Origin of the sequence: Bradyrhizobium sp. S3.3.6, from assembly GCF_040546905.1 — a bacterium.
GTDB classification, from domain to species: Bacteria; Pseudomonadota; Alphaproteobacteria; order Rhizobiales; family Xanthobacteraceae; genus Bradyrhizobium; species Bradyrhizobium cytisi.
The window spans coordinates 1-17,385 of the sequence record NZ_JBEPOT010000002.1 but is presented as its reverse complement, the minus strand read 5'-3'; the positions used below and the strand labels follow the sequence as shown (position 1 = coordinate 17,385).

Sequence of the window (17,385 nt, the reverse complement as noted above, 5' to 3'; positions counted from 1 at the left end):
TGGGATTCGCGAGGCCAACAGGCCACGCGAATCTTAAGACTATTTTGCAGGAAAGTGGAATCCGCAAAGTCCCGTAGGCAGGTCTGCGCAAGGGCTGACGCCGGACCAAGGCCTAGCGCTGGATCACCGGCGGCGACGGCTGCACCGCGCCCTGCCGCGCGGGCGCCGGACCAGCGGGCCGCGCCGGCGGCTTCTTCTGCTGGGTCGGCTTGGGCGTGGTCGCGGTCGGCGCCGTATCGGCAGCCGCAGGCGCCGCGGCGGCCGGCGCCTGTACGTCGTCGGCCGGCTCGACCGTGTCGTTCTGGATCTGCCTCTCCATCGCGCGCAGCTTGGCGACGTTCTTCTGGTGCGCGTCGTAGGTCTCGGTGAAGGCATGCCCGCCCGACCCGTCGGCGACGAAAAAGAGGTCGCGGGTACGGGCCGGATTGGCCGCAGCCTCAAGCGAGGCGCGGCCGGGGTTGGCGATCGGGCCCGGAGGCAGGCCCTCGATCACATAGGTGTTGTAGGGCGAAGGCTGCGTGATCTCGCTGCGCTTGATCGGGCGTCCCAGCGTGCCCTTGCCGCCGACAAGGCCGTAGATGATGGTCGGATCGGACTGCAGCTTGATCTTCTGCTTGAGGCGATTGACGAACACGGCAGCGACTCGGCTGCGCTCGTCCGGCTTGCCCGTCTCCTTCTCGACGATCGAGGCGAGCGTCTCCAGCTGCTCCGGAGTCTTGACCGGAAGATCCTGGCTGCGGCGCTCCCAGATCTCCGCGAGCACGCGCTTGTGCGCCTGCTGCATGCGCTGGATCACCTGCTCGCGCGGGGTCCCGCGCGGGAACTTGTAGGTCTCGGGCAGCAGCGTGCCTTCACGCGGCAATTCGCGCACGCTGCCGGTGAAGATGTCATTGTCGGACAGCCGCGCCACGATCTGCTCGGAGGTCAGGCCTTCCGGAATCGTGACGGAATGCTGCACCACCTTGCCCTCGACGATGGTGGCGATGACGTCACGCAGGGATGCATTCTTCTGGAACGAATATTCCCCCGGCTTCAGGTCCGAGCTCGCCTTCAGCGCAGCCACCGCGGCGATGAACACCCACGGATTGACATCGGTCACGCTTTCCCTGTTCAGGGTCTCGGCGATGTCACGCTTTCCGGCGCGCTGCGGAATGTTGACGATCTTGTCGTCCTTCAGCGGCCCCGGCGCCTCGAGCACCTGCCGGCCGTAATAATAGACGCCGCCGGCGCCGAGCATGGCAATCAGCAGCAGGGTGATGATGGCGTTGCCGACCACGACAAAGGGATTACGCGCCCGCTCCGAACGCTTCGGCGGCGGCGGGACCTGCTCGGGCTCGAGCGCTGCCCGGGGACTCCGGGGCGAAATGGGCGGCCTTTCACTCATCGAAGCAACCTGAATCCTGCCGGTTCAATCGCAGCCTGACAATCGCTTGCCGAGCCAAATGCACGCGCCCACAGACATGACTATCGCCGAATACGGCAAAACGGTGGATTCGTCGCAAACACAAACTATTGGGCCAGACGCCGGATGATCACCGACGCATTGGTACCGCCGAAACCAAAAGAATTCGACAACGCGACGTTCACCTCACGCTGCTTCGCCTTATGCGGCACGAGATCGATCGCGGTCTCCACCGACGGGTTGTCCAGGTTGATGGTCGGCGGGACGACATTATCGCGAATCGCGAGGATGGCGAAGATCGCCTCGATCGCGCCAGCCGCACCGAGCAGATGGCCGGTCGACGATTTGGTCGAGGACATCGCGACTTTGGACGCGGCGTTGCCGAGCAGCCGCTCCACCGCGGCGAGCTCGATCTCGTCGCCGAGCGGCGTCGAGGTGCCGTGCGCGTTGATGTAGTCGAGATCGGACGCGGTGAGGCCGGCGCGCTTCAGCGCGGCCGACATGCTGCGGAAGCCGCCATTGCCATCGGGGGACGGCGACGTAATGTGATAGGCGTCACCCGACAGACCGTAGCCGATCACCTCGGCGTAGATCCTGGCGCCGCGGCGCCGGGCATGCTCGAGCTCCTCCAGGACGAGGACGCCGGCGCCCTCCCCCATGACGAAACCGTCGCGGTCCTTGTCGTACGGACGCGAGGCCTTCTCCGGCGTCTCGTTGAAGCCGGTCGACAGCGCGCGCGCGGCGTTGAAGCCGGCAATGCCGATACGGCTGATCGGCGACTCCGCGCCACCGGCAACCATCACGTCGGCATCGCCGAGCGCAATCAGGCGCGCGGCGTCGCCGACCGCGTGGGCGCCGGTCGAGCAGGCCGTGACCACCGAATGGTTCGGCCCCTTCAGCCCGTGCTTGATCGAGACATAGCCGGACGCGAGATTGATCAGGCGGCCCGGAATGAAGAACGGCGACACGCGGCGCGGGCCGCGCTCTTTCAGCAGGATCGCGGTATCGGCAATGCCGTTGAGGCCACCGATGCCCGAGCCGATCATGGTACCGGTCGCGCATTTGTCCTCTTCGGTCTCGGGATGCCAGTTGGCATCGTCGAGCGCCTGGCCGGCCGCGGCCATGCCGAAGATGATGAAGTCGTCGACCTTGCGCTGGTCCTTCGGCTCCATCCAGATATCGGGATTGAAGCTATCGTTCGACCCGTCGCCGCGCACGACGGTGCAGGCGTATTTGGTCTGCAGATCGGAGACATCGAAGCTCTCGATCCTGCGCGCACCGCTTTCGCCGTTGAGGATGCGTTTCCAGGTCGGCTCGACGCCGCAGCCGAGTGGCGACACCATGCCGAGACCAGTGACGACAACCCGCCTCATATCCGAAAACTCCGCATCGAAAGATTCACGGCCAATAACAAGAAACCGGCTGACCGCTGCGAAGCGGCCCGTCCGGTTTCAATGTTGTCCCCGCGAAAATGAAGAGCTTAGCTCTTCGCGTTCTTCTCGAGAAACTTCGTGGCGTCGCCGACGGTGAGAATCGTCTCCGCGGCGTCGTCCGGAATCTCGCAACCGAATTCTTCTTCGAACGCCATCACCAGTTCGACGGTGTCCAGACTGTCGGCGCCGAGGTCGTCGATGAAGCTCGCTGCGTCGACAACCTTCTCGGGTTCAACACCAAGGTGTTCGACCACGATCTTCTTAACCCGTTCGCCAATGTCACTCATTGCATAACCTCGCGTTGTTCCCTGTAGACCCGACCCCCCGGGACGATACGAGCCGTCGTGGTCGTTGACTGCCTTCGCTTACGAACTTTGATTTGGCCCCACCTTAACCGATGGAGGCCCGGCGAACGACGGCCAAGGCTCCGCATCGCCAATATACAGGGTTTCAAAAACCTGCAATGGCGTTCTTTGCCCATCCGTTGAAGGCCCGGTTATCATACTTCAACTGCCTTGACTACACGCCTCAATTCGCTCCGGAAACGGCCGTTTGCCGCATCCTGCCCATGTGGGCAGTGCGAAAACGAATTGTCAGATCATCGCCATGCCGCCATTGACGTGGATGGTCTGGCCGGTGACGTAAGCTGCTTCGTTCGAACTCAGGTAGACTGCGGCCGCCGCAATGTCCTCGGGCGTCCCCAGGCGATTGGCCGGAACCTTGGTCAGAATCGTCTCGCGCTGCTTGTCGTTGAGCGCATCCGTCATCGGCGTCTTGATGAAGCCGGGCGCGATGCAGTTCGCGGTCACGCCGCGCTTGGCGTATTCGGCGCCGAGCGTCTTGATCATGCCGATCAGGCCGGCCTTCGATGCGGTGTAATTGCCCTGCCCGGGATTACCGGTGACGCCGACGACCGAGGTGATGGCGATGATGCGGCCGAAGCGCTTGCGCATCATCAATTTGGTGGCGGCACGCGCCAAGCGGAAGGTCGCGGTCAGATTGACGTTGATGACCTCGTCCCAATCCTCGTCGCGAAGCTGCACGAAAAGATTGTCACGCGTGATGCCGGCATTGGCAACGAGAATGTCGACCTGCCCCATCGCGGCTTCCGCGGCCGGCACCAGCGCCTCGACCTCGTCGGCCTTGGAGAGATTGCAGGGCAGCACATGGGTGCGCTCGCCAAGCTTGCCGGCCACCTCATCCAGCACTTCCTTGCGCGTTCCAGAGATCGCGACGGTGGCGCCCTGCGCGTGCAGCGCCTGTGCGATCGCGCCGCCGATGCCGCCGGTCGCGCCGGTGACGAGCGCCTTTTTGCCAGTCAGATCGAACATCGAATACTCCTCTAGCCCTGCTTCGCAGCGGCCATTGCATCCTTGGCGGCGGCAATATCGTTCGGACCGCCCACGGCAACACCGACGGCGCCGTCAGCGATACGTTTGACGAGTCCCGTCAGGACCTTGCCTGCGCCGATCTCGAAGAAGCGGGTGACGCCCTGCCCCGCCATATAGACAACCGACTCGCGCCAGCGCACCGTGCCGGTGACCTGCTCGACCAGGCGGCGGCGGATCTCGTCGGGATCGGTGATGGCGCTTGCCAGCACGTTCGACACCAGCGGCGCAGCCGGCGCCTTGATCGTGACCTTGGACAGCGCCTCGGCCATGGCGTCGGCGGCAGGCTGCATCAGCTTGCAATGGAACGGCGCGGACACCGGCAGCAGCATGGCGCGCTTGGCACCCTTGGTCTTGGCGATCTCGACGGCGCGATCGACCGCGGCCTTGTCGCCGGAGACAACCACCTGGCCGCCGCCATTGTCATTCGCAGCCTGGCAGATCTGGCCCTGAGCCGCCTCCTTGGCGACCGCCATGGCCGCGTCGTAATCAAGGCCGAGCAACGCGGCCATCGCGCCGGCGCCGACCGGCACGGCTTTTTGCATTGCGAGACCGCGGATGCGAAGCAGCCGCGCGGTGTCCGAGATCGTCAGACTGCCGGCAGCAGCCAGCGCCGAGTATTCGCCGAGCGAGTGGCCGGCGACGAACGCCGCATCCCGCCCCACGGAAAACCCGGCTTCAGCCTCCAGCACGCGCAGGGTGGCCACAGACACCGCCATCAGGGCGGGCTGGGCGTTCTCGGTGAGCTGGAGGGTTTCGGCCGGGCCGTCCCAGATGGTGGCCGTCAGCTTCTCTCCAAGCGCGGCATCGACCTCATCGAACACGGCGCGCGCCGCCGGAAAGGCGTCGGCCAAGGCCTTGCCCATGCCAACCGCCTGGGAACCCTGCCCCGGAAATGTGAATGCTGCCGTCATCGGCGCTCCCTGGATCGCTCGAGCCGCGTGCTTCGAGAACCCGGCAGCCGATGACGCCCGGCCCGAGCCTTGGTTCCCGACCGTGCTCCGAAAGGGGCCGTAGACACTGTCCGGGGCTGGAATGTCAAGCCAAGATAGGAACTTCGGCCTGCATTCGACTGGGGATGCGGCCCCTAGAATCCACCATTGGTCTGGTTGGAATCGACCGCTGCCCCTGCTTGCGCGCGGCGTGCATTGTTGACCAACTGCCCCGGCCGGTCGTCGCAGTTCGGCTTGGCCGTGGCGAGCCGCAGCACTGCGGCGTAGTTCGGCTGCACCTCCATCCGCTCGGCATGCCGACTCTCGCTCAACAGGCGATGCACCTTCGGCAGATTGTAACAGGGCACATAGAACAGCAGATGATGCTCGAGGTGGTAGTTCACGTAGTATGGCGCAATGAACAGGCGCTCGAGAAAATTCGCATGCGTGGTGCGGGTGTTGCGCAGGGGATCGCTGCTGTCGGGCACCACGGCATGCTCGGCAATGTTGCGGATGCGGGTGATGACCATCATCCAGGTCAATAGCGGCACCAGCCATAGCAGCGGATAGGCCCACCACACGCCGGCCGCCGCGCACGCTGCGAACATCGCGGCGTTGACCAGGCATTGCGGGCCGAGCTTGTCCCGGAAATGCGCGGTGCGCTGCCGCCATTGCCAGCCCTTCGGACCGAGCGCGTTGAGCAATTGCGCCTTGCGCTGCTGGTAGCCGGTCTGCCCGGTGATGTCGCGAATGAACTTGCGGCGATAGCTCAGCCCGGTGATTGGAAACGGCGCCGACAGCACCAGATCAGGATCGTCCTCCTGCTGGGTGCGTGCATGATGCTGCAGGTGATAGCGCCGATAGCTGCGCGTCTCGGCAAAGAGCGGATAGGCGCAGAGCCACTGGCTCAGGGCCAGATTGGTCTTCTCGTCAGCGGACAGGCAACCATGCGCACCGTCATGCATGAGGATCGCGAGCCCGAGCTGGCGCGAGCCGATGATGGCGACGGCGAGAACATAAGTGATCGGATTGGGCCACCACGCGACGAAGGCGATCGCGGCAATGATGAGCGCCCAGGCGTGTGCGATCATCGCAACGCCCTTCCAGGTCACGCGCTGGCGCACCTCGGCCAGTTGATCGTCGGTCAGGAAATCGCGGGCACGCATGCGAAGCGCGGTCATGACCTGCCCTCCTCGTTCGAATGGCTTGATGTGTCGCGCTCGTCGACGAGACGCGGGCGCGCTGTCTCGCCCGTGGATTTCGCCTGCTCGCCGAGGACGCGCAGCATCTCCTCGCAGAGTGCCTCCGGCGAGCGGCCCATGGCGTAGCCCTCGAGAATGATTCCGATGGCGACGGCCCAGAAACGCCGCGAGCTTTCGTCGGGCGCGCGCAGCGAGCGCCAGCCATGGCGGGCGACCGGGCCCGCATAAGCACGTGCGCCTTCGCTGTGCAGGCGTTCGATGGTGCGCTCGACCAGCGGCGCCAGATCCTGTCGCCGCCGCGTCAGCGTCAACGCCTCCGCGAAGAAGGCGATCGAATCGCTCGCCGTCACTGTCTCGGCCAGCGCGTGGGTGTATTCCCGCGGTGTGCGCGCCTTCAGCGCCGCCTGCTCGGTCGCGCGCGCCAGATACAGGAGATCGCGGCAGGCGCATTCGACGAACAGCGCCTCCTTGGTGCGGAAGTAATAGGTGATCTGGCTCGGGAACGCGTCCGCTGCGGCGGCGATATCGGTGATTGCGGTGCCCGACAGCCCCCGCTCCCGAAACAGCGGGCTGGCGGCGTCCAGCAGCAGGGAACGCGTCTTGCGCCCGGCCGAACGCGTCGCCCGCGTGGCATGTTTGGGATCGCCAGCCGCCTCAAACGGCTCCTGGGCCGACTTTTCCACCATCGGATCCTCTCGCTCATATATTTGTATGACATACAAACAAAGAAATCAAGCCGGATGCGGCGTGGGAGGACCAGTCCCCTCACCGGGACGATCCGGGCCGAAAACACGGCCGCAAACCTTGCCAAGCCGGCCAAAATCCGTATAACGCCCACATCCGCAGACCCCGGCCGGGAGCTGAACGGACGGTCTCAGCAAATCATTCGTTGATTTTGGTGTGGCAGGGCCAGTCGGCCCGTCGTCCCGTGTTTCCGCCTTCTGAGCTTAATCCCAGAGTCCTTTCCGAAGGTCTCTTAAGGGCTTGACGCCGGGCGATGCGCTAACACGAGGAAAGGACGACTATGGCTCTCTATGAGCATGTTTTTCTCGCGCGCCAAGACGCGAGCACGCAGCAGGTCGAAGAGCTGACTGCGCAAATGACCGGCATCGTCGAGGGTCTCGGCGGCAAGGTCACCAAGACCGAGAATTGGGGCGTTCGCTCCCTCACTTACCGCATGAACAAGAACCGCAAGGCGCATTTCGTGCTGCTCAACATCGACGCGCCCTCCGCGGCGATCGCCGAGATCGAGCGCCAGGAGCGTATCAGCGAAGACGTGATCCGCTATCTCAGCGTCCGCGTCGAAGAGCTCGAGGAAGGCCCGTCCGCGATGATGCGCAAGGCTGACCGCGATCGCGAGCGTGACGACCGTGGCGGCGGCTTCCGCGATCGTGAAGGTGGCGGCTTCCGTGGCGACCGCGAAGGCGGTTTCCGTGGTGGCGATCGTGATGGCGGCGGCTTCCGCGGCGATCGCGGCCCGCGCCGTCCACGCGACGAAGCTGAAACCACGACGGGTGGGGAGTAAGACCAATGGCTGAAGCTGGTGCACGCCGTCCGTTTTTCCGCCGCCGCAAGAGCTGCCCGTTCACGGGAGCCAATGCGCCGAAGATCGACTACAAGGACTCCAAGCTGCTGATGCGTTACGTCTCCGAGCGCGGCAAGATCGTGCCGAGCCGCATCACCGCGGTGTCCGCGAAGAAGCAGCGTGAGCTCGCCCGCGCCATCAAGCGCGCGCGGTTCCTGGGCCTGCTGCCCTACGTCATACGCTAAGACGAATTCGACCGGCGGCGATCGCGCCGCCGGTCGTGACTTTCTGAACTCATAAGGCTTCCGGGTCGTCCGGTCGCCGATGGTTGGGGCAAAACGCCTCTAACCGCTCGAAGGGAGCGGGACAGCTGATGATGGTATTTGGACTGATAGCCCTGATCGCCGGCGCTGCGTCGGCCCTGATGTTCGCCTCGATTGTGTCGGGCGCGCTGATCTCGCTTGTCCTGGTTTACCTCGCTCCGCTGCCGCTCATGCTCGCCGCGATCGCCTGGGGACCGCTCTGCGGTGCACTTGGTGGCATCGTCGCGACGCTCGTCATCGCTGGCGCGCTCAGCCCGCCCCTCGCCCTCGGTTACGGTTTCGCGTTCGCGCTGCCGGCCTGGTGGCTTGGCCATCTCGCCATGCTGGGAAGACCCGTGACGCTGGGAAGACCGGCAAGCGGCACCGCGGGCTCGGATGCGGCTTCGGTCCAGGTTGAATGGTATCCGCTTGGACGCATCCTGCTCTGGATTGCGGCGCTGGCGACGCTGCTGACCGCGGGATCGCTGTATTCGCTGGGCAGCGATGCGTCGGCCATCAGCGATGCGATGCGCCGCGGCTTCGCCAAAATTCTTTCAATGGTGAGCGAGACGACCGTTACGGAGAGTGATCCTCGCGTCGGCCTGATGGTCGCAGTCATTCCGGTTCTGGTCGCGGCATCGCAGATGGCGACGCTGACCTTGAATCTCTGGCTTGCCGCCAAGGTCGCGGCTGTTTCAGGTCGGCTGCATCGGCCCTGGCCGGACCTCAGCAGCACGAGCTTGCCGCCGATGACGCTGGTGGCACTCTGTGTCGCGCTTGCGTTCAGCTTTTTCAGCGGGATGACCGGCATTCTCGCCGTCGTCGTCACGACCGTCGTGATGATGGCCTATGCGCTGGTCGGCCTTGCCGTTCTGCACACCATCACGCGCGACCTCGCCAATCGCGGAATTTGGCTCGCCTCCGCCTACGCCATCCTCTTCATGTTCAGCGTGAGCCTCATCCTGCTGACCGCCCTCGGGCTTGCGGACGCCGTGTTCGGCTTCCGCGAGCGCTTCCTGCGCAACCGGCAACCGCCGCCATTGCCGACGACTTAAGTCCATCCCGAAAACTGAAAACCCAGAGCACTTCAAAGGAGAACGAATATGGAAGTCATTTTGCTGGAACGCGTGAACAAGCTCGGCCAGATGGGCGAAGTCGTGAAGGTTCGCGACGGCTATGCCCGCAATTTCCTGCTCAAGCGCGGCAAGGCGCTGCGCGCCACCGCCGACAACCGCGCCAAGTACGACGGCATGAAGGCCGACCTCGAAGCTCGCAACCTTGCCTCGAAGGGCGAGGCGTCCAAGATTGCCGAGAAGGTCCAGGGCAAGAACATCATCGTGATCCGTCAGGCCTCCGAAGCCGGCCAGCTGTTCGGCTCGGTGACGGTGCGTGACGTCGTCACGGCGTTCGAAGCCGATGGCGTTTCGCTCGACCGTCCGCAGGTGCAGCTCGACGCGCCGATCAAGACCATCGGCAAGCACACCATCACCGTCGCCATTCATCCCGAGGTCGAGGTTGAGGTTTCCGTCACGGTTGCGCGCAGCCAGGACGAGGCTGAGCGCATCAACCGCGGCGAGGACATCTCGACCCGCAACGAGGACCGCGACGCGGCCGCCGAGGCGATTGCCGCCGCCGGCGAGTTCTTCGATCCGGAAGCTCAGCACGACGACGCCGAGCCCGCTCCGGCTGCGGAAGAGACCGAGAAGTAAGCTTCGCGCTCGCGCTAGCTTACGAAGCCCGGCTGCCTCAGGCAGCCGGGCTTTTCGATTTGGGCGCGACATCCTCGCTCAGGATGGCGATCGAGGCGAGTGCCGTTGCAGTGTGCTTCTCGACACCATCGCTGACGCAGAACACGTCGGCCGCGACCACGGAGACCTGACGGCCCGGTTTGATCACCCTCGCACGACAGATCAGCTTGTCGCCGATCGCCGGCGACAGCAGATTGAGCTTGTATTCCGCGGTCAGGGCCGCCTGCCCACGCGAGGTCGCGGCCGCGATGGTCGTGGCATTGTCGATCAGAAAGGCGGTGACGCCGCCATGGAAGAAACCATACTGCTGCAACAGCTCCGGCCGACGCTCGACCGCAATCGTGCAAGCGCCCCGCGACAATTCGGAGAGCTCGGCGCCGACCAGTTTCATAAAGCCCTGCCGGCCGACATTGGCGTGGATGCGCTCGGCAATCGGAGTGAACTCGGGATCAGCTTCTTTGCTCATGTCGCCACTCCTTGCCTGATATTGAGGCGGCCGGGCGGCACCAGCGCACGGATGGCGCAGGCGATCAGCGTGTCGGCCTCACCGCGCGGATCGGCGCGATCGCGTCCGGACAGAAAGGCACGGCAGAAGATCTGTGCCGGGCCGATCAGCTGGCTGACGAACATCACCGGTGTCATTGGCAGAAGCTCGCCGCGTGCGACCAGCGGCGCGCGCCAGCGCCCGATGCCTTCCGCGAGCCGCGCATTCTGCGCGCGCTGGGCGTCGCGGACGTCCTCACCCCACTCGTTGCACGAGATCTCGAAGAGATAGCGCGCCTCGCGGCGGCTCAGCACGACCCAGTCGAGATGGGCGCGGATCAGGCGATCGATGCCCTGCTCCGCATCGGCGCTTTGATCCAGTGCGGCAAGCATCGCGGCGTGATAGTGCCGCAGCACCTCCAGAAACAGCGCGCCGGCGAGCTCCTTCTTGGAGCCGAAGACATGAAAGAAGCTGCCGTTGGAGGCACGGGCCTTGGCGCGGATCGCGGCCACCGTCGCGCCCTCGAAGCCCGACCGGTCGAACACCGCGAGCCCCGCAGCCAATAGATCGTCGCGAACGCCGGATGACATCGCCACCTCCTAGAGTGATACTCTAGAGCAGGGCTCTAATCGCGGTCAAGACGACGTGAAGCCCGCGCTGGGCGCGGCCTTCGCAGATCGACGGGATGGGCTTATCGGGAGATCGGCGGCGCGGGCGGACTGGAGGACTCGGCGGGTGCAGGTGACGGCGCCGCGGCGGGCGCAGACGATGCCGGCTCAGCCGGCTTCGCCGCCGGTTCGGAGCTGGGCGCGGGTTCGGCCGGCCTGGAGACGGCCGCTTCCGCAGGCTTGGGCGCCGCCGGTTCAGCCGGCTTGGCGGCCGCCGGCGGGGCCGGCGTCACCTGCGGCACCGGATCGGGGCGCAGAGCCGGCGTCTCGCCGGCGCGCGGCTCGACCTTGGCGCTCTCCGGCTTAGCCTCTGTCGGCTTCTCGGCCGGCTTGGCGCTCTCGGACTTGGACTCGTCGCGCCCGGAATCGACCTTGGCGCTCTCGCTCTTTGGTTCAGTCGGGGGTTCGGTCTTGGATTCGGTCTTGGATTCGGTCTTGGATTCGGTCTTGGATTCGGTCTTGGGCTCAGCTTTGGAATCGACCTTCGGCTCAACCTTCTGCGCGGCTGCGTCGTCGTTCTGCGGCTTGCCGCGTTTGCCCATGCGCTTGCCTTTCCGGCCCTCGGGCGGTTGTTGGGTGGTGGCCTCGGGCTTGGCGCCTTCCTTAGCACCCTCCTCGCTCGGCCGCGCCGCGCGCTTCTGACGGCCCTCAGGCGCCGGGCTAGCGCCCTCGCCCTCCGGCTTGGCGGCCTCTTGCGAGCGCTGGCGGCGGCCCTGATGATCGGGCGCCTGGGCCGGGTTGGTGTTGGCGTCCTTCTCCTTGGCGCCGTCCTTCTTGTCCTTGCCGTCCTTGCCATCCTTGGATTGGTAGCGGGCGTCGGTCGCGCCGTTGGACACGAGGTAGGAGGCCAGCACGCCGGCCATGTCGGGGCTGGTCGTGTAGTGCTGGCGCAGGAAACCCGGTAGCGACCCTGGCGAAACCGTCTTCAAAAGACCCCTCGGGCTCTTGTGGCAGGCATTGCAGGTCTGCGCGAAGATCTGGGATGGGGCCTTGCCGGCCTCGAGGTTCGTCGCCTGCGCCAAGATGGCATCGGAGGCGCCGAAGCCGATCAGAAACAGCACCGTGGCGAGGCTGAGCGCTCGGCTCGACATTCCCATCATCTCCATTGAAATCCGATAGATACGGCCGGCGTGCGGGCGCGGCGGCGGTCACCTTTTAGCCGATTGCGCTGCGAATGGAAGCGCGCTCATCAAGCATGCAATTACGCGTTTTTCGAATATCGGGTTTGAACACAACGCATTAGTGGGACGGTCGCAGGCTGCCTAGGTTTAGATGCGAACGCATTGGAACCGCACCGGGTCCCTAAGCGTCAGTATGGGTGCCGGGCTAGTCGCATCTTTTCGGGTTCGCTCGATAGGTGGGGTGTTGATGGACCGCTTGTTGCGTAGATTCTTGTCTCAGTTCATCCGCCGCGGGTCGATGGCAGTGACCACGGCCGGTGGGATGAAGTTCAGCGTCGGCGACGGTTCCGGCGAGCCGGTTGACATCCGCTTCGTCACTGCCGACGCACAAAGGAGAGTCCTCATCAATCCCGAGCTCGGGCTTGGCGAGGCCTTTATGAACGGCGAGTTCGTCGTCGAGCGCGGCAGCATAGCCGATGCCCTCGCGATCCTGCTCGGTCAAGCCGACCTGTTGCCGCACTGGGCAAAACCCTGGTGGCACCTGCGTTATCTCGTCCGACATCTGAGACAGTTCAATCCGCGGGCACGCGCGCGCAGGAATGTCGCGCATCACTACGATCTCGATGCGCGGCTCTATTCGCTCTTCCTCGACGCCGACAAGCAATATAGCTGCGCCTATTTCGAGACGCCGGACGCCACGCTCGACGACGCACAACTCGCCAAGAAGCGGCACGTCACCGCAAAGCTGCTGGTGAGTCCCGGCCAGCGCGTGCTCGATATCGGCTCTGGCTGGGGCGGACTTGGCCTCTATCTTGCCGAGATCGCAGGCGCCGAGGTGACCGGAGTGACGCTATCGACAGAGCAGTTGCAGATTGCCAACACGCGCGCCGCCGAAAAAGGTCTGACGCGACAGGCGCGCTTCCTGCTTCAGGACTATCGCGACGTCGATGGCCCGTTCGACCGCATCGTCTCGGTCGGCATGTTCGAACACGTCGGAGCCGGATTCTACGACATGTATTTCCGGCGCTGCGCCGAATTGCTCAGCGAGGACGGCGTCATGCTGTTGCACTCGATCGGCCGTTCGCAAGGGCCGGATTCGACCAATCCCTGGATCGCCAAATACATCTTCCCCGGCGGTTACATCCCGTCGCTCTCGGAAGCGCTGCCCGCAATCGAGGCCGCCGGGCTCCTGGTCTGCGACATCGAGATCCTGCGCCTGCACTACGCCGAGACGCTGAAGGCCTGGCGGGAACGTTTCATGGCGCGGCGCGAGGAAGCCGTGCAGCTCTACGACGAGCGCTTCGCGCTGATGTGGGAGTTTTATCTTGCGGCCTCCGAGATGACCTTCCGCAAGCAGGGCATGATGAACTTCCAGGTCCAGCTTACCAGGCGCCAGGGTGTGGTCCCCATGACCCGCGACTATATCGCGCACGAGGAAGCCCGGCTCCGCGCCCTTGAGGGCGGCGCCAGACCGAAGCTGAAGCTCGCCGGTGAATGAATTCTAATGACGTAAGGTCGAACTCGGGAAGAGCCGCAAAGACGCCGGCAACGCCAGCTGGGCGCGCAATGCCGCGAGAGTTTCGGGTGCGACCGGCAGGCGCCGCTGGTCCGGCTGCGCGGCACGCTCCATGGCGGCGATGAGCCCGGACAGCCAGAGCCGGCTGCCTGCCTCGCTTCGCCAAACCTTTAGCTGCCGTTCTGGCCGCATCGCTTGCCTCGTCTCCCTGATGGCAGGTTACGGGAGACAATTCCCTACCCGCCAGTCCTGTTCCGGAGGTACCCCGAAAGAACCCGGGGAGATGTGATCTGCTTCACATAAGTCCGGTCGGTCCTTGGGTTAGATCGTCGCCATGAGCAAAGAGACCCAAACCTCATTCGACGTGCAGGACGACCTCCGAACCGATTATGCCCTGATCGCCACCGGCGTCGGCGCGGCCCTGGTGGCGCTGGTCTACCTCCTGCTGGTCTGAACCTGCGCTGGAAGCGCCAGCGCGCCCTGTCGCGCGCTCTTCAATACGTGTGCACCTCAATCCATTAGGTTCACGAATTCCGGATATTTCCGTGGCGCGGCCATGGCCCGCCTCCGGACGCGGCGAGTTCCGCAAAAATCCGTCAAGCGCGGCGCGTGCCGGGGCTGCCAGTCATCCACCATTTTAACTGAGCGGTTGATAGCGACCAGCTTTTGCTTCCGCTTTCGGCTGAGGCGGCGCTTTATCCCGGCCCCGCATCCGCCCCAGAAAATTGCTATCGCTCGACCATGGCCCTGACTGATTCGAACGTCCTCAAACTCGCGCCCGAACCCGGAACTCCCGCTTATCGGAGTGCGCCGCATAATATCGAGGCGGAACAGAGCCTTCTGGGCGCGATTCTGGTCAACAATGACGCCTTCTATCGTGTCTCCGACTTCCTGGAGCCGAAGCACTATTTCGAGCCGCTGCACCAGACCATCTTCGAGACCGCCGGCAGCCTGATCCGGATGGGCAAGATCGCCACACCCGTGACGCTGAAGACGTTCCTGCCCGCCGACACCGATGTCGGCGGCATGACCATCGGACAATATCTGGCGCGGCTCGCGGCCGAGGCGACCACCATCATCAACGCCCAGGACTATGGGCGTACCATCTATGATCTTGCGCTGCGCCGCGATCTCATCGGCATCGGCGAAGACATGGTCAATGTCGCCTATGACGCACCGGTCGATTTCGCGCCGCGGGCGCAGATCGAGGACGCCGAGCGCCGGCTCTACGAGCTCGCCGAGTCCGGCCGGTATGACGGCGGCTTCCAGAAATTCTCGCAGGCGTTGGCGGTCGCGGTCGATCTCGCGGCAAAGGCGTTCCAGCGCGACGGAAAGCTGTCCGGCATCTCCACGGGTATGCGCGACCTCGACACCAAGATGGGCGGCCTGCAGCACTCCGACCTCATCATCGTGGCCGGACGCCCGGGCATGGGCAAGACGTCGCTGGCGACCAACATCGCCTACAACGTCGCCAAGGCCTATGTCGGCGAGCTCCAGGCCGACGGCACCATGAAGGCCGCCAATGGCGGCGTGATCGGCTTCTTCTCCTGCGAAATGTCGGCCGACCAGCTCGCCACGCGTATCGTGGCCGAGCGCACCGGCATTCCCTCCTCCCACATCCGCCGCGGCGGCATCTCCGAAGCCGATTTCGACAAGATCAGGGAGGTCTCGATCGAGCTGCAGTCGCTGCCCTTCTATGTCGATGCGACCGGCGGCCTGTCGATCGCGCAGCTAATGGCGCGCGCGCGCCGGCTGAAGCGCCAGAAAGGCCTCGATCTGCTCGTGATCGACTACATCCAGCTGCTGTCCGGAAGCGGCAAGCGGAGCGAAAACCGCGTGCAGGAAATCACGGAGATCACGACAAGCCTGAAGGCGCTAGCGAAGGAACTCAACGTCCCCGTGATTGCACTGTCGCAGCTGTCGCGTCAGGTCGAATCCCGCGAGGACAAGCGGCCGCAGCTCTCCGACTTGCGTGAATCCGGATCAATCGAGCAGGACGCCGACGTCGTGCTGTTCGTTTATCGCGAGGAATATTACCTCGCGATGAAGGAGCCACGCCCGGGCACGCCCGAACACGAGAAATGGCGCCTGGACATGGACCTTGCGTACGGCAAGGCCGAAGTCATCATCGGCAAGCAGCGCCACGGCCCGACCGGCACCGTCGATTTGGCGTTCGAAGCCTCGGTCACGCGGTTCAGCGACCTCGCGCCTGACAGTCAGATGCCGGCTCGCAGCGGCAACGACTACTGAGTTCCTTGAACCCGACCTGCCTCTTGCGTAAAACGGCGCCATGACAATGGCGTCCGACCCTAACATGATCCCGCAATCCGGCCTTCTCTCCGCGGAGGCCAATCAGGCTGCCGCGCTCGCAGCCCACGGCGGCGTGCTCACCGTCGATCTCGACGCCATCATCGCGAACTGGCGCAAGCTCGAGAAGACGGCGGTGCCGGCCGAGTGCTCGGCGGTGATCAAGGCCGACGCTTACGGCTGCGGCACCGCGCAGGTCGCGCAGGCGCTGAACAAGGCCGGCTGCAAGACCTTCTTCGTCGCCACCATCGAGGAGGCGCGCACGGCCCGCGCGGCGCTACCGGACGCCACGATCTATGTGCTCGGCGGCTATTTCCAGAACACCGGCGAGCACTACGCCAAGATCAACTGCCGTCCCGTGATCGGCGACCTCAACGAGCTCGCCGAATGGGACGTGTTCTGCCGCCGCACCGGCTGGTCCGGTGGCGCCGCGATCCATATCGACACCGGCATGAACCGGCTCGGGCTGACGCTTGCGGAGGCGCAGGCCATCATCCCCCGCATCAATGCCGGCGATCATGGCATCACGCTGGTGATGAGCCATCTGGTCTCGGCCGAGCAGCTCAACAGCCCCGTCAATGCCAAACAGCTCGCGGCGTTCCGCAGCATCGCCAGCGAATTCTCCGGCGTGCCGGCGGCGCTTGCGAATTCGTCAGGCATTTTCCTTGGGGCGCCCTTCCAGTTCGATCTGGTTCGGCCGGGCGCCGCGCTCTACGGCGTCAATCCGACGCCGGAGGCCGACAATCCGATGCAGCCGGTCGTCGACCTCAAGGCGCGCATCGTGCAGATCCGCACTATCGAACGCGGCGAAAGCGTCGGCTATGGCGGCACCTGGACCGCGCGGCGACCGACCAAGCTCGCGATCATTGCGGTCGGCTATGCCGACGGCTATTTCCGCGCGGCCAGCTCCAATGACGGCACCCGCGGCGCCGAAGTGATCGTTGCCGGCAAGCGCTGCCCGGTGGCGGGTCGCATCTCCATGGACCTGATCGCGATCGACATCACCGACCTCCCGCCGAACGCGGCACGGCGCGGCCACATGGTGACGCTGCTCGGCGACGGCATCACCGTCGACGAGCTCGCCCATCATTTCGGCACGATCGGCTATGAGGTGCTGACCAGCCTCGGCCACCGCTACGCCCGCGTCTACAAGGGCGGCAATGTCGTGGAGCCGCTGGCAAAGCCCGAACCCGCGCAGGCGGCCGAACAGCCGCCCTCCCCGCCATCGGTCGAGCAGCCGGCGAACCCGCCGCCGCTGCCGAGCTAGAGCGTTAGCCGATCAGGTTGCAAGTACCCTGCGGCCACGAAGTAGTTTGTGGATTCTGCGGGCGTGTAGGTGTCGACGATGCGACCAATA

At 64.8% G+C, this 17,385-nt stretch carries 17 protein-coding genes; 7 read left to right on the top strand and 10 right to left on the bottom strand.

Annotated features, from left to right (window positions below):
- Positions 1–112: 112 nt before the first annotated feature.
- From mltG to ABID59_RS04590, 7 genes are all read right to left on the bottom strand, one after another.
- A complete protein-coding gene (mltG, locus tag ABID59_RS04620; RefSeq protein ID WP_148752944.1) occupies positions 113–1,384 on the bottom strand; it encodes an endolytic transglycosylase MltG in 1,272 nt (423 codons plus the stop codon).
- A gap of 125 nt (positions 1,385–1,509) precedes the next feature.
- A complete protein-coding gene (fabF, locus tag ABID59_RS04615) occupies positions 1,510–2,775 on the bottom strand; it encodes a beta-ketoacyl-ACP synthase II (RefSeq protein WP_148752943.1) in 1,266 nt (421 codons plus the stop codon).
- Between the two features lie 107 nt (positions 2,776–2,882).
- Positions 2,883–3,122: an acyl carrier protein gene (locus ABID59_RS04610; RefSeq protein ID WP_008130699.1), complete on the bottom strand. Its 240-nt coding sequence runs from the start codon at positions 3,120–3,122 to the stop codon at positions 2,883–2,885.
- Positions 3,123–3,428: 306 nt separating this feature from the next.
- A complete protein-coding gene (gene fabG, locus ABID59_RS04605; RefSeq protein ID WP_148752942.1) occupies positions 3,429–4,166 on the bottom strand; it encodes a 3-oxoacyl-[acyl-carrier-protein] reductase in 738 nt (245 codons plus the stop codon).
- An 11-nt stretch (positions 4,167–4,177) separates the two neighbouring features.
- A complete protein-coding gene (gene fabD / locus ABID59_RS04600) occupies positions 4,178–5,137 on the bottom strand; it encodes an ACP S-malonyltransferase (protein WP_354082595.1) in 960 nt (319 codons plus the stop codon).
- Positions 5,138–5,310: 173 nt separating this feature from the next.
- The gene (locus tag ABID59_RS04595; protein WP_354082594.1) at positions 5,311–6,336 is read right to left on the bottom strand and encodes a fatty acid desaturase family protein; all 1,026 of its coding nucleotides are present in this window, start codon (positions 6,334–6,336) and stop codon (positions 5,311–5,313) included.
- Complete coding sequence (locus ABID59_RS04590) at positions 6,333–7,043, bottom strand: TetR/AcrR family transcriptional regulator C-terminal domain-containing protein (RefSeq protein WP_354082593.1); 711 nt, start codon at positions 7,041–7,043, stop codon at positions 6,333–6,335. The genes ABID59_RS04595 and ABID59_RS04590 overlap by 4 nt, the downstream gene beginning before the upstream one ends.
- A 338-nt stretch (positions 7,044–7,381) precedes the next feature.
- On the opposite strand from ABID59_RS04590, the gene rpsF reads away from it, so the two are divergent.
- From rpsF to rplI, 4 genes are all read left to right on the top strand, one after another.
- A complete protein-coding gene (gene rpsF, locus ABID59_RS04585) occupies positions 7,382–7,882 on the top strand; it encodes a 30S ribosomal protein S6 (RefSeq protein WP_354036082.1) in 501 nt (166 codons plus the stop codon).
- A gap of 5 nt (positions 7,883–7,887) precedes the next feature.
- A complete protein-coding gene (gene rpsR, locus ABID59_RS04580) occupies positions 7,888–8,127 on the top strand; it encodes a 30S ribosomal protein S18 (protein ID WP_007592020.1) in 240 nt (79 codons plus the stop codon).
- A gap of 128 nt (positions 8,128–8,255) precedes the next feature.
- Complete coding sequence (locus ABID59_RS04575; protein ID WP_148752937.1) at positions 8,256–9,239, top strand: DUF2232 domain-containing protein; 984 nt, start codon at positions 8,256–8,258, stop codon at positions 9,237–9,239.
- A 48-nt stretch (positions 9,240–9,287) separates the two neighbouring features.
- Positions 9,288–9,893, top strand: coding sequence for a 50S ribosomal protein L9 (rplI, locus tag ABID59_RS04570; protein WP_148752936.1), 606 nt, complete (start codon positions 9,288–9,290; stop codon positions 9,891–9,893).
- A 37-nt stretch (positions 9,894–9,930) separates the two neighbouring features.
- Here the strand turns inward: rplI and ABID59_RS04565 are convergent, their stop codons facing one another.
- The 3 genes from ABID59_RS04565 to ABID59_RS04555 form a co-directional block, all read right to left on the bottom strand.
- On the bottom strand, positions 9,931–10,398 hold the full coding sequence (locus ABID59_RS04565) for a PaaI family thioesterase (RefSeq protein WP_354082592.1): 468 nt from the start codon (positions 10,396–10,398) through the stop codon (positions 9,931–9,933).
- Positions 10,395–11,006, bottom strand: a complete 612-nt coding sequence (locus ABID59_RS04560) for a TetR/AcrR family transcriptional regulator (RefSeq protein WP_354082591.1) — start codon at positions 11,004–11,006, stop codon at positions 10,395–10,397. The genes ABID59_RS04565 and ABID59_RS04560 overlap by 4 nt, the downstream gene beginning before the upstream one ends.
- Positions 11,007–11,107: 101 nt before the next feature.
- Positions 11,108–12,175, bottom strand: coding sequence for a hypothetical protein (locus ABID59_RS04555; protein ID WP_354082590.1), 1,068 nt, complete (start codon positions 12,173–12,175; stop codon positions 11,108–11,110).
- 277 nt (positions 12,176–12,452) lie between these two features.
- On the opposite strand from ABID59_RS04555, the gene ABID59_RS04550 reads away from it, so the two are divergent.
- The 3 genes from ABID59_RS04550 (at position 12,453) to alr (ending at position 17,295) form a co-directional block, all read left to right on the top strand.
- Positions 12,453–13,703, top strand: coding sequence for a cyclopropane fatty acid synthase (locus tag ABID59_RS04550; protein ID WP_354082589.1), 1,251 nt, complete (start codon positions 12,453–12,455; stop codon positions 13,701–13,703).
- A 759-nt stretch (positions 13,704–14,462) separates the two neighbouring features.
- Complete coding sequence (locus ABID59_RS04545; protein ID WP_354036071.1) at positions 14,463–15,971, top strand: replicative DNA helicase; 1,509 nt, start codon at positions 14,463–14,465, stop codon at positions 15,969–15,971.
- A gap of 46 nt (positions 15,972–16,017) precedes the next feature.
- Positions 16,018–17,295, top strand: coding sequence for an alanine racemase (gene alr, locus ABID59_RS04540; RefSeq protein WP_354082588.1), 1,278 nt, complete (start codon positions 16,018–16,020; stop codon positions 17,293–17,295).
- The last annotated feature ends 90 nt before the right edge of the window (positions 17,296–17,385 follow it).

Coding starts and splice junctions, on each gene's coding strand:
- mltG (WP_148752944.1), bottom strand. CDS start 1,384: ATGAGTGAAAGGCCGCCCATTTCGCCCCGGAGTCCCCGGGCAGCGCTC.
- fabF (WP_148752943.1), bottom strand. CDS start 2,775: ATGAGGCGGGTTGTCGTCACTGGTCTCGGCATGGTGTCGCCACTCGGC.
- ABID59_RS04610 (WP_008130699.1), bottom strand. CDS start 3,122: ATGAGTGACATTGGCGAACGGGTTAAGAAGATCGTGGTCGAACACCTT.
- fabG (WP_148752942.1), bottom strand. CDS start 4,166: ATGTTCGATCTGACTGGCAAAAAGGCGCTCGTCACCGGCGCGACCGGC.
- fabD (WP_354082595.1), bottom strand. CDS start 5,137: ATGACGGCAGCATTCACATTTCCGGGGCAGGGTTCCCAGGCGGTTGGC.
- ABID59_RS04595 (WP_354082594.1), bottom strand. CDS start 6,336: ATGACCGCGCTTCGCATGCGTGCCCGCGATTTCCTGACCGACGATCAA.
- ABID59_RS04590 (WP_354082593.1), bottom strand. CDS start 7,043: ATGGTGGAAAAGTCGGCCCAGGAGCCGTTTGAGGCGGCTGGCGATCCC.
- rpsF (WP_354036082.1), top strand. CDS start 7,382: ATGGCTCTCTATGAGCATGTTTTTCTCGCGCGCCAAGACGCGAGCACG.
- rpsR (WP_007592020.1), top strand. CDS start 7,888: ATGGCTGAAGCTGGTGCACGCCGTCCGTTTTTCCGCCGCCGCAAGAGC.
- ABID59_RS04575 (WP_148752937.1), top strand. CDS start 8,256: ATGATGGTATTTGGACTGATAGCCCTGATCGCCGGCGCTGCGTCGGCC.
- rplI (WP_148752936.1), top strand. CDS start 9,288: ATGGAAGTCATTTTGCTGGAACGCGTGAACAAGCTCGGCCAGATGGGC.
- ABID59_RS04565 (WP_354082592.1), bottom strand. CDS start 10,398: ATGAGCAAAGAAGCTGATCCCGAGTTCACTCCGATTGCCGAGCGCATC.
- ABID59_RS04560 (WP_354082591.1), bottom strand. CDS start 11,006: ATGTCATCCGGCGTTCGCGACGATCTATTGGCTGCGGGGCTCGCGGTG.
- ABID59_RS04555 (WP_354082590.1), bottom strand. CDS start 12,175: ATGTCGAGCCGAGCGCTCAGCCTCGCCACGGTGCTGTTTCTGATCGGC.
- ABID59_RS04550 (WP_354082589.1), top strand. CDS start 12,453: ATGGACCGCTTGTTGCGTAGATTCTTGTCTCAGTTCATCCGCCGCGGG.
- ABID59_RS04545 (WP_354036071.1), top strand. CDS start 14,463: ATGGCCCTGACTGATTCGAACGTCCTCAAACTCGCGCCCGAACCCGGA.
- alr (WP_354082588.1), top strand. CDS start 16,018: ATGGCGTCCGACCCTAACATGATCCCGCAATCCGGCCTTCTCTCCGCG.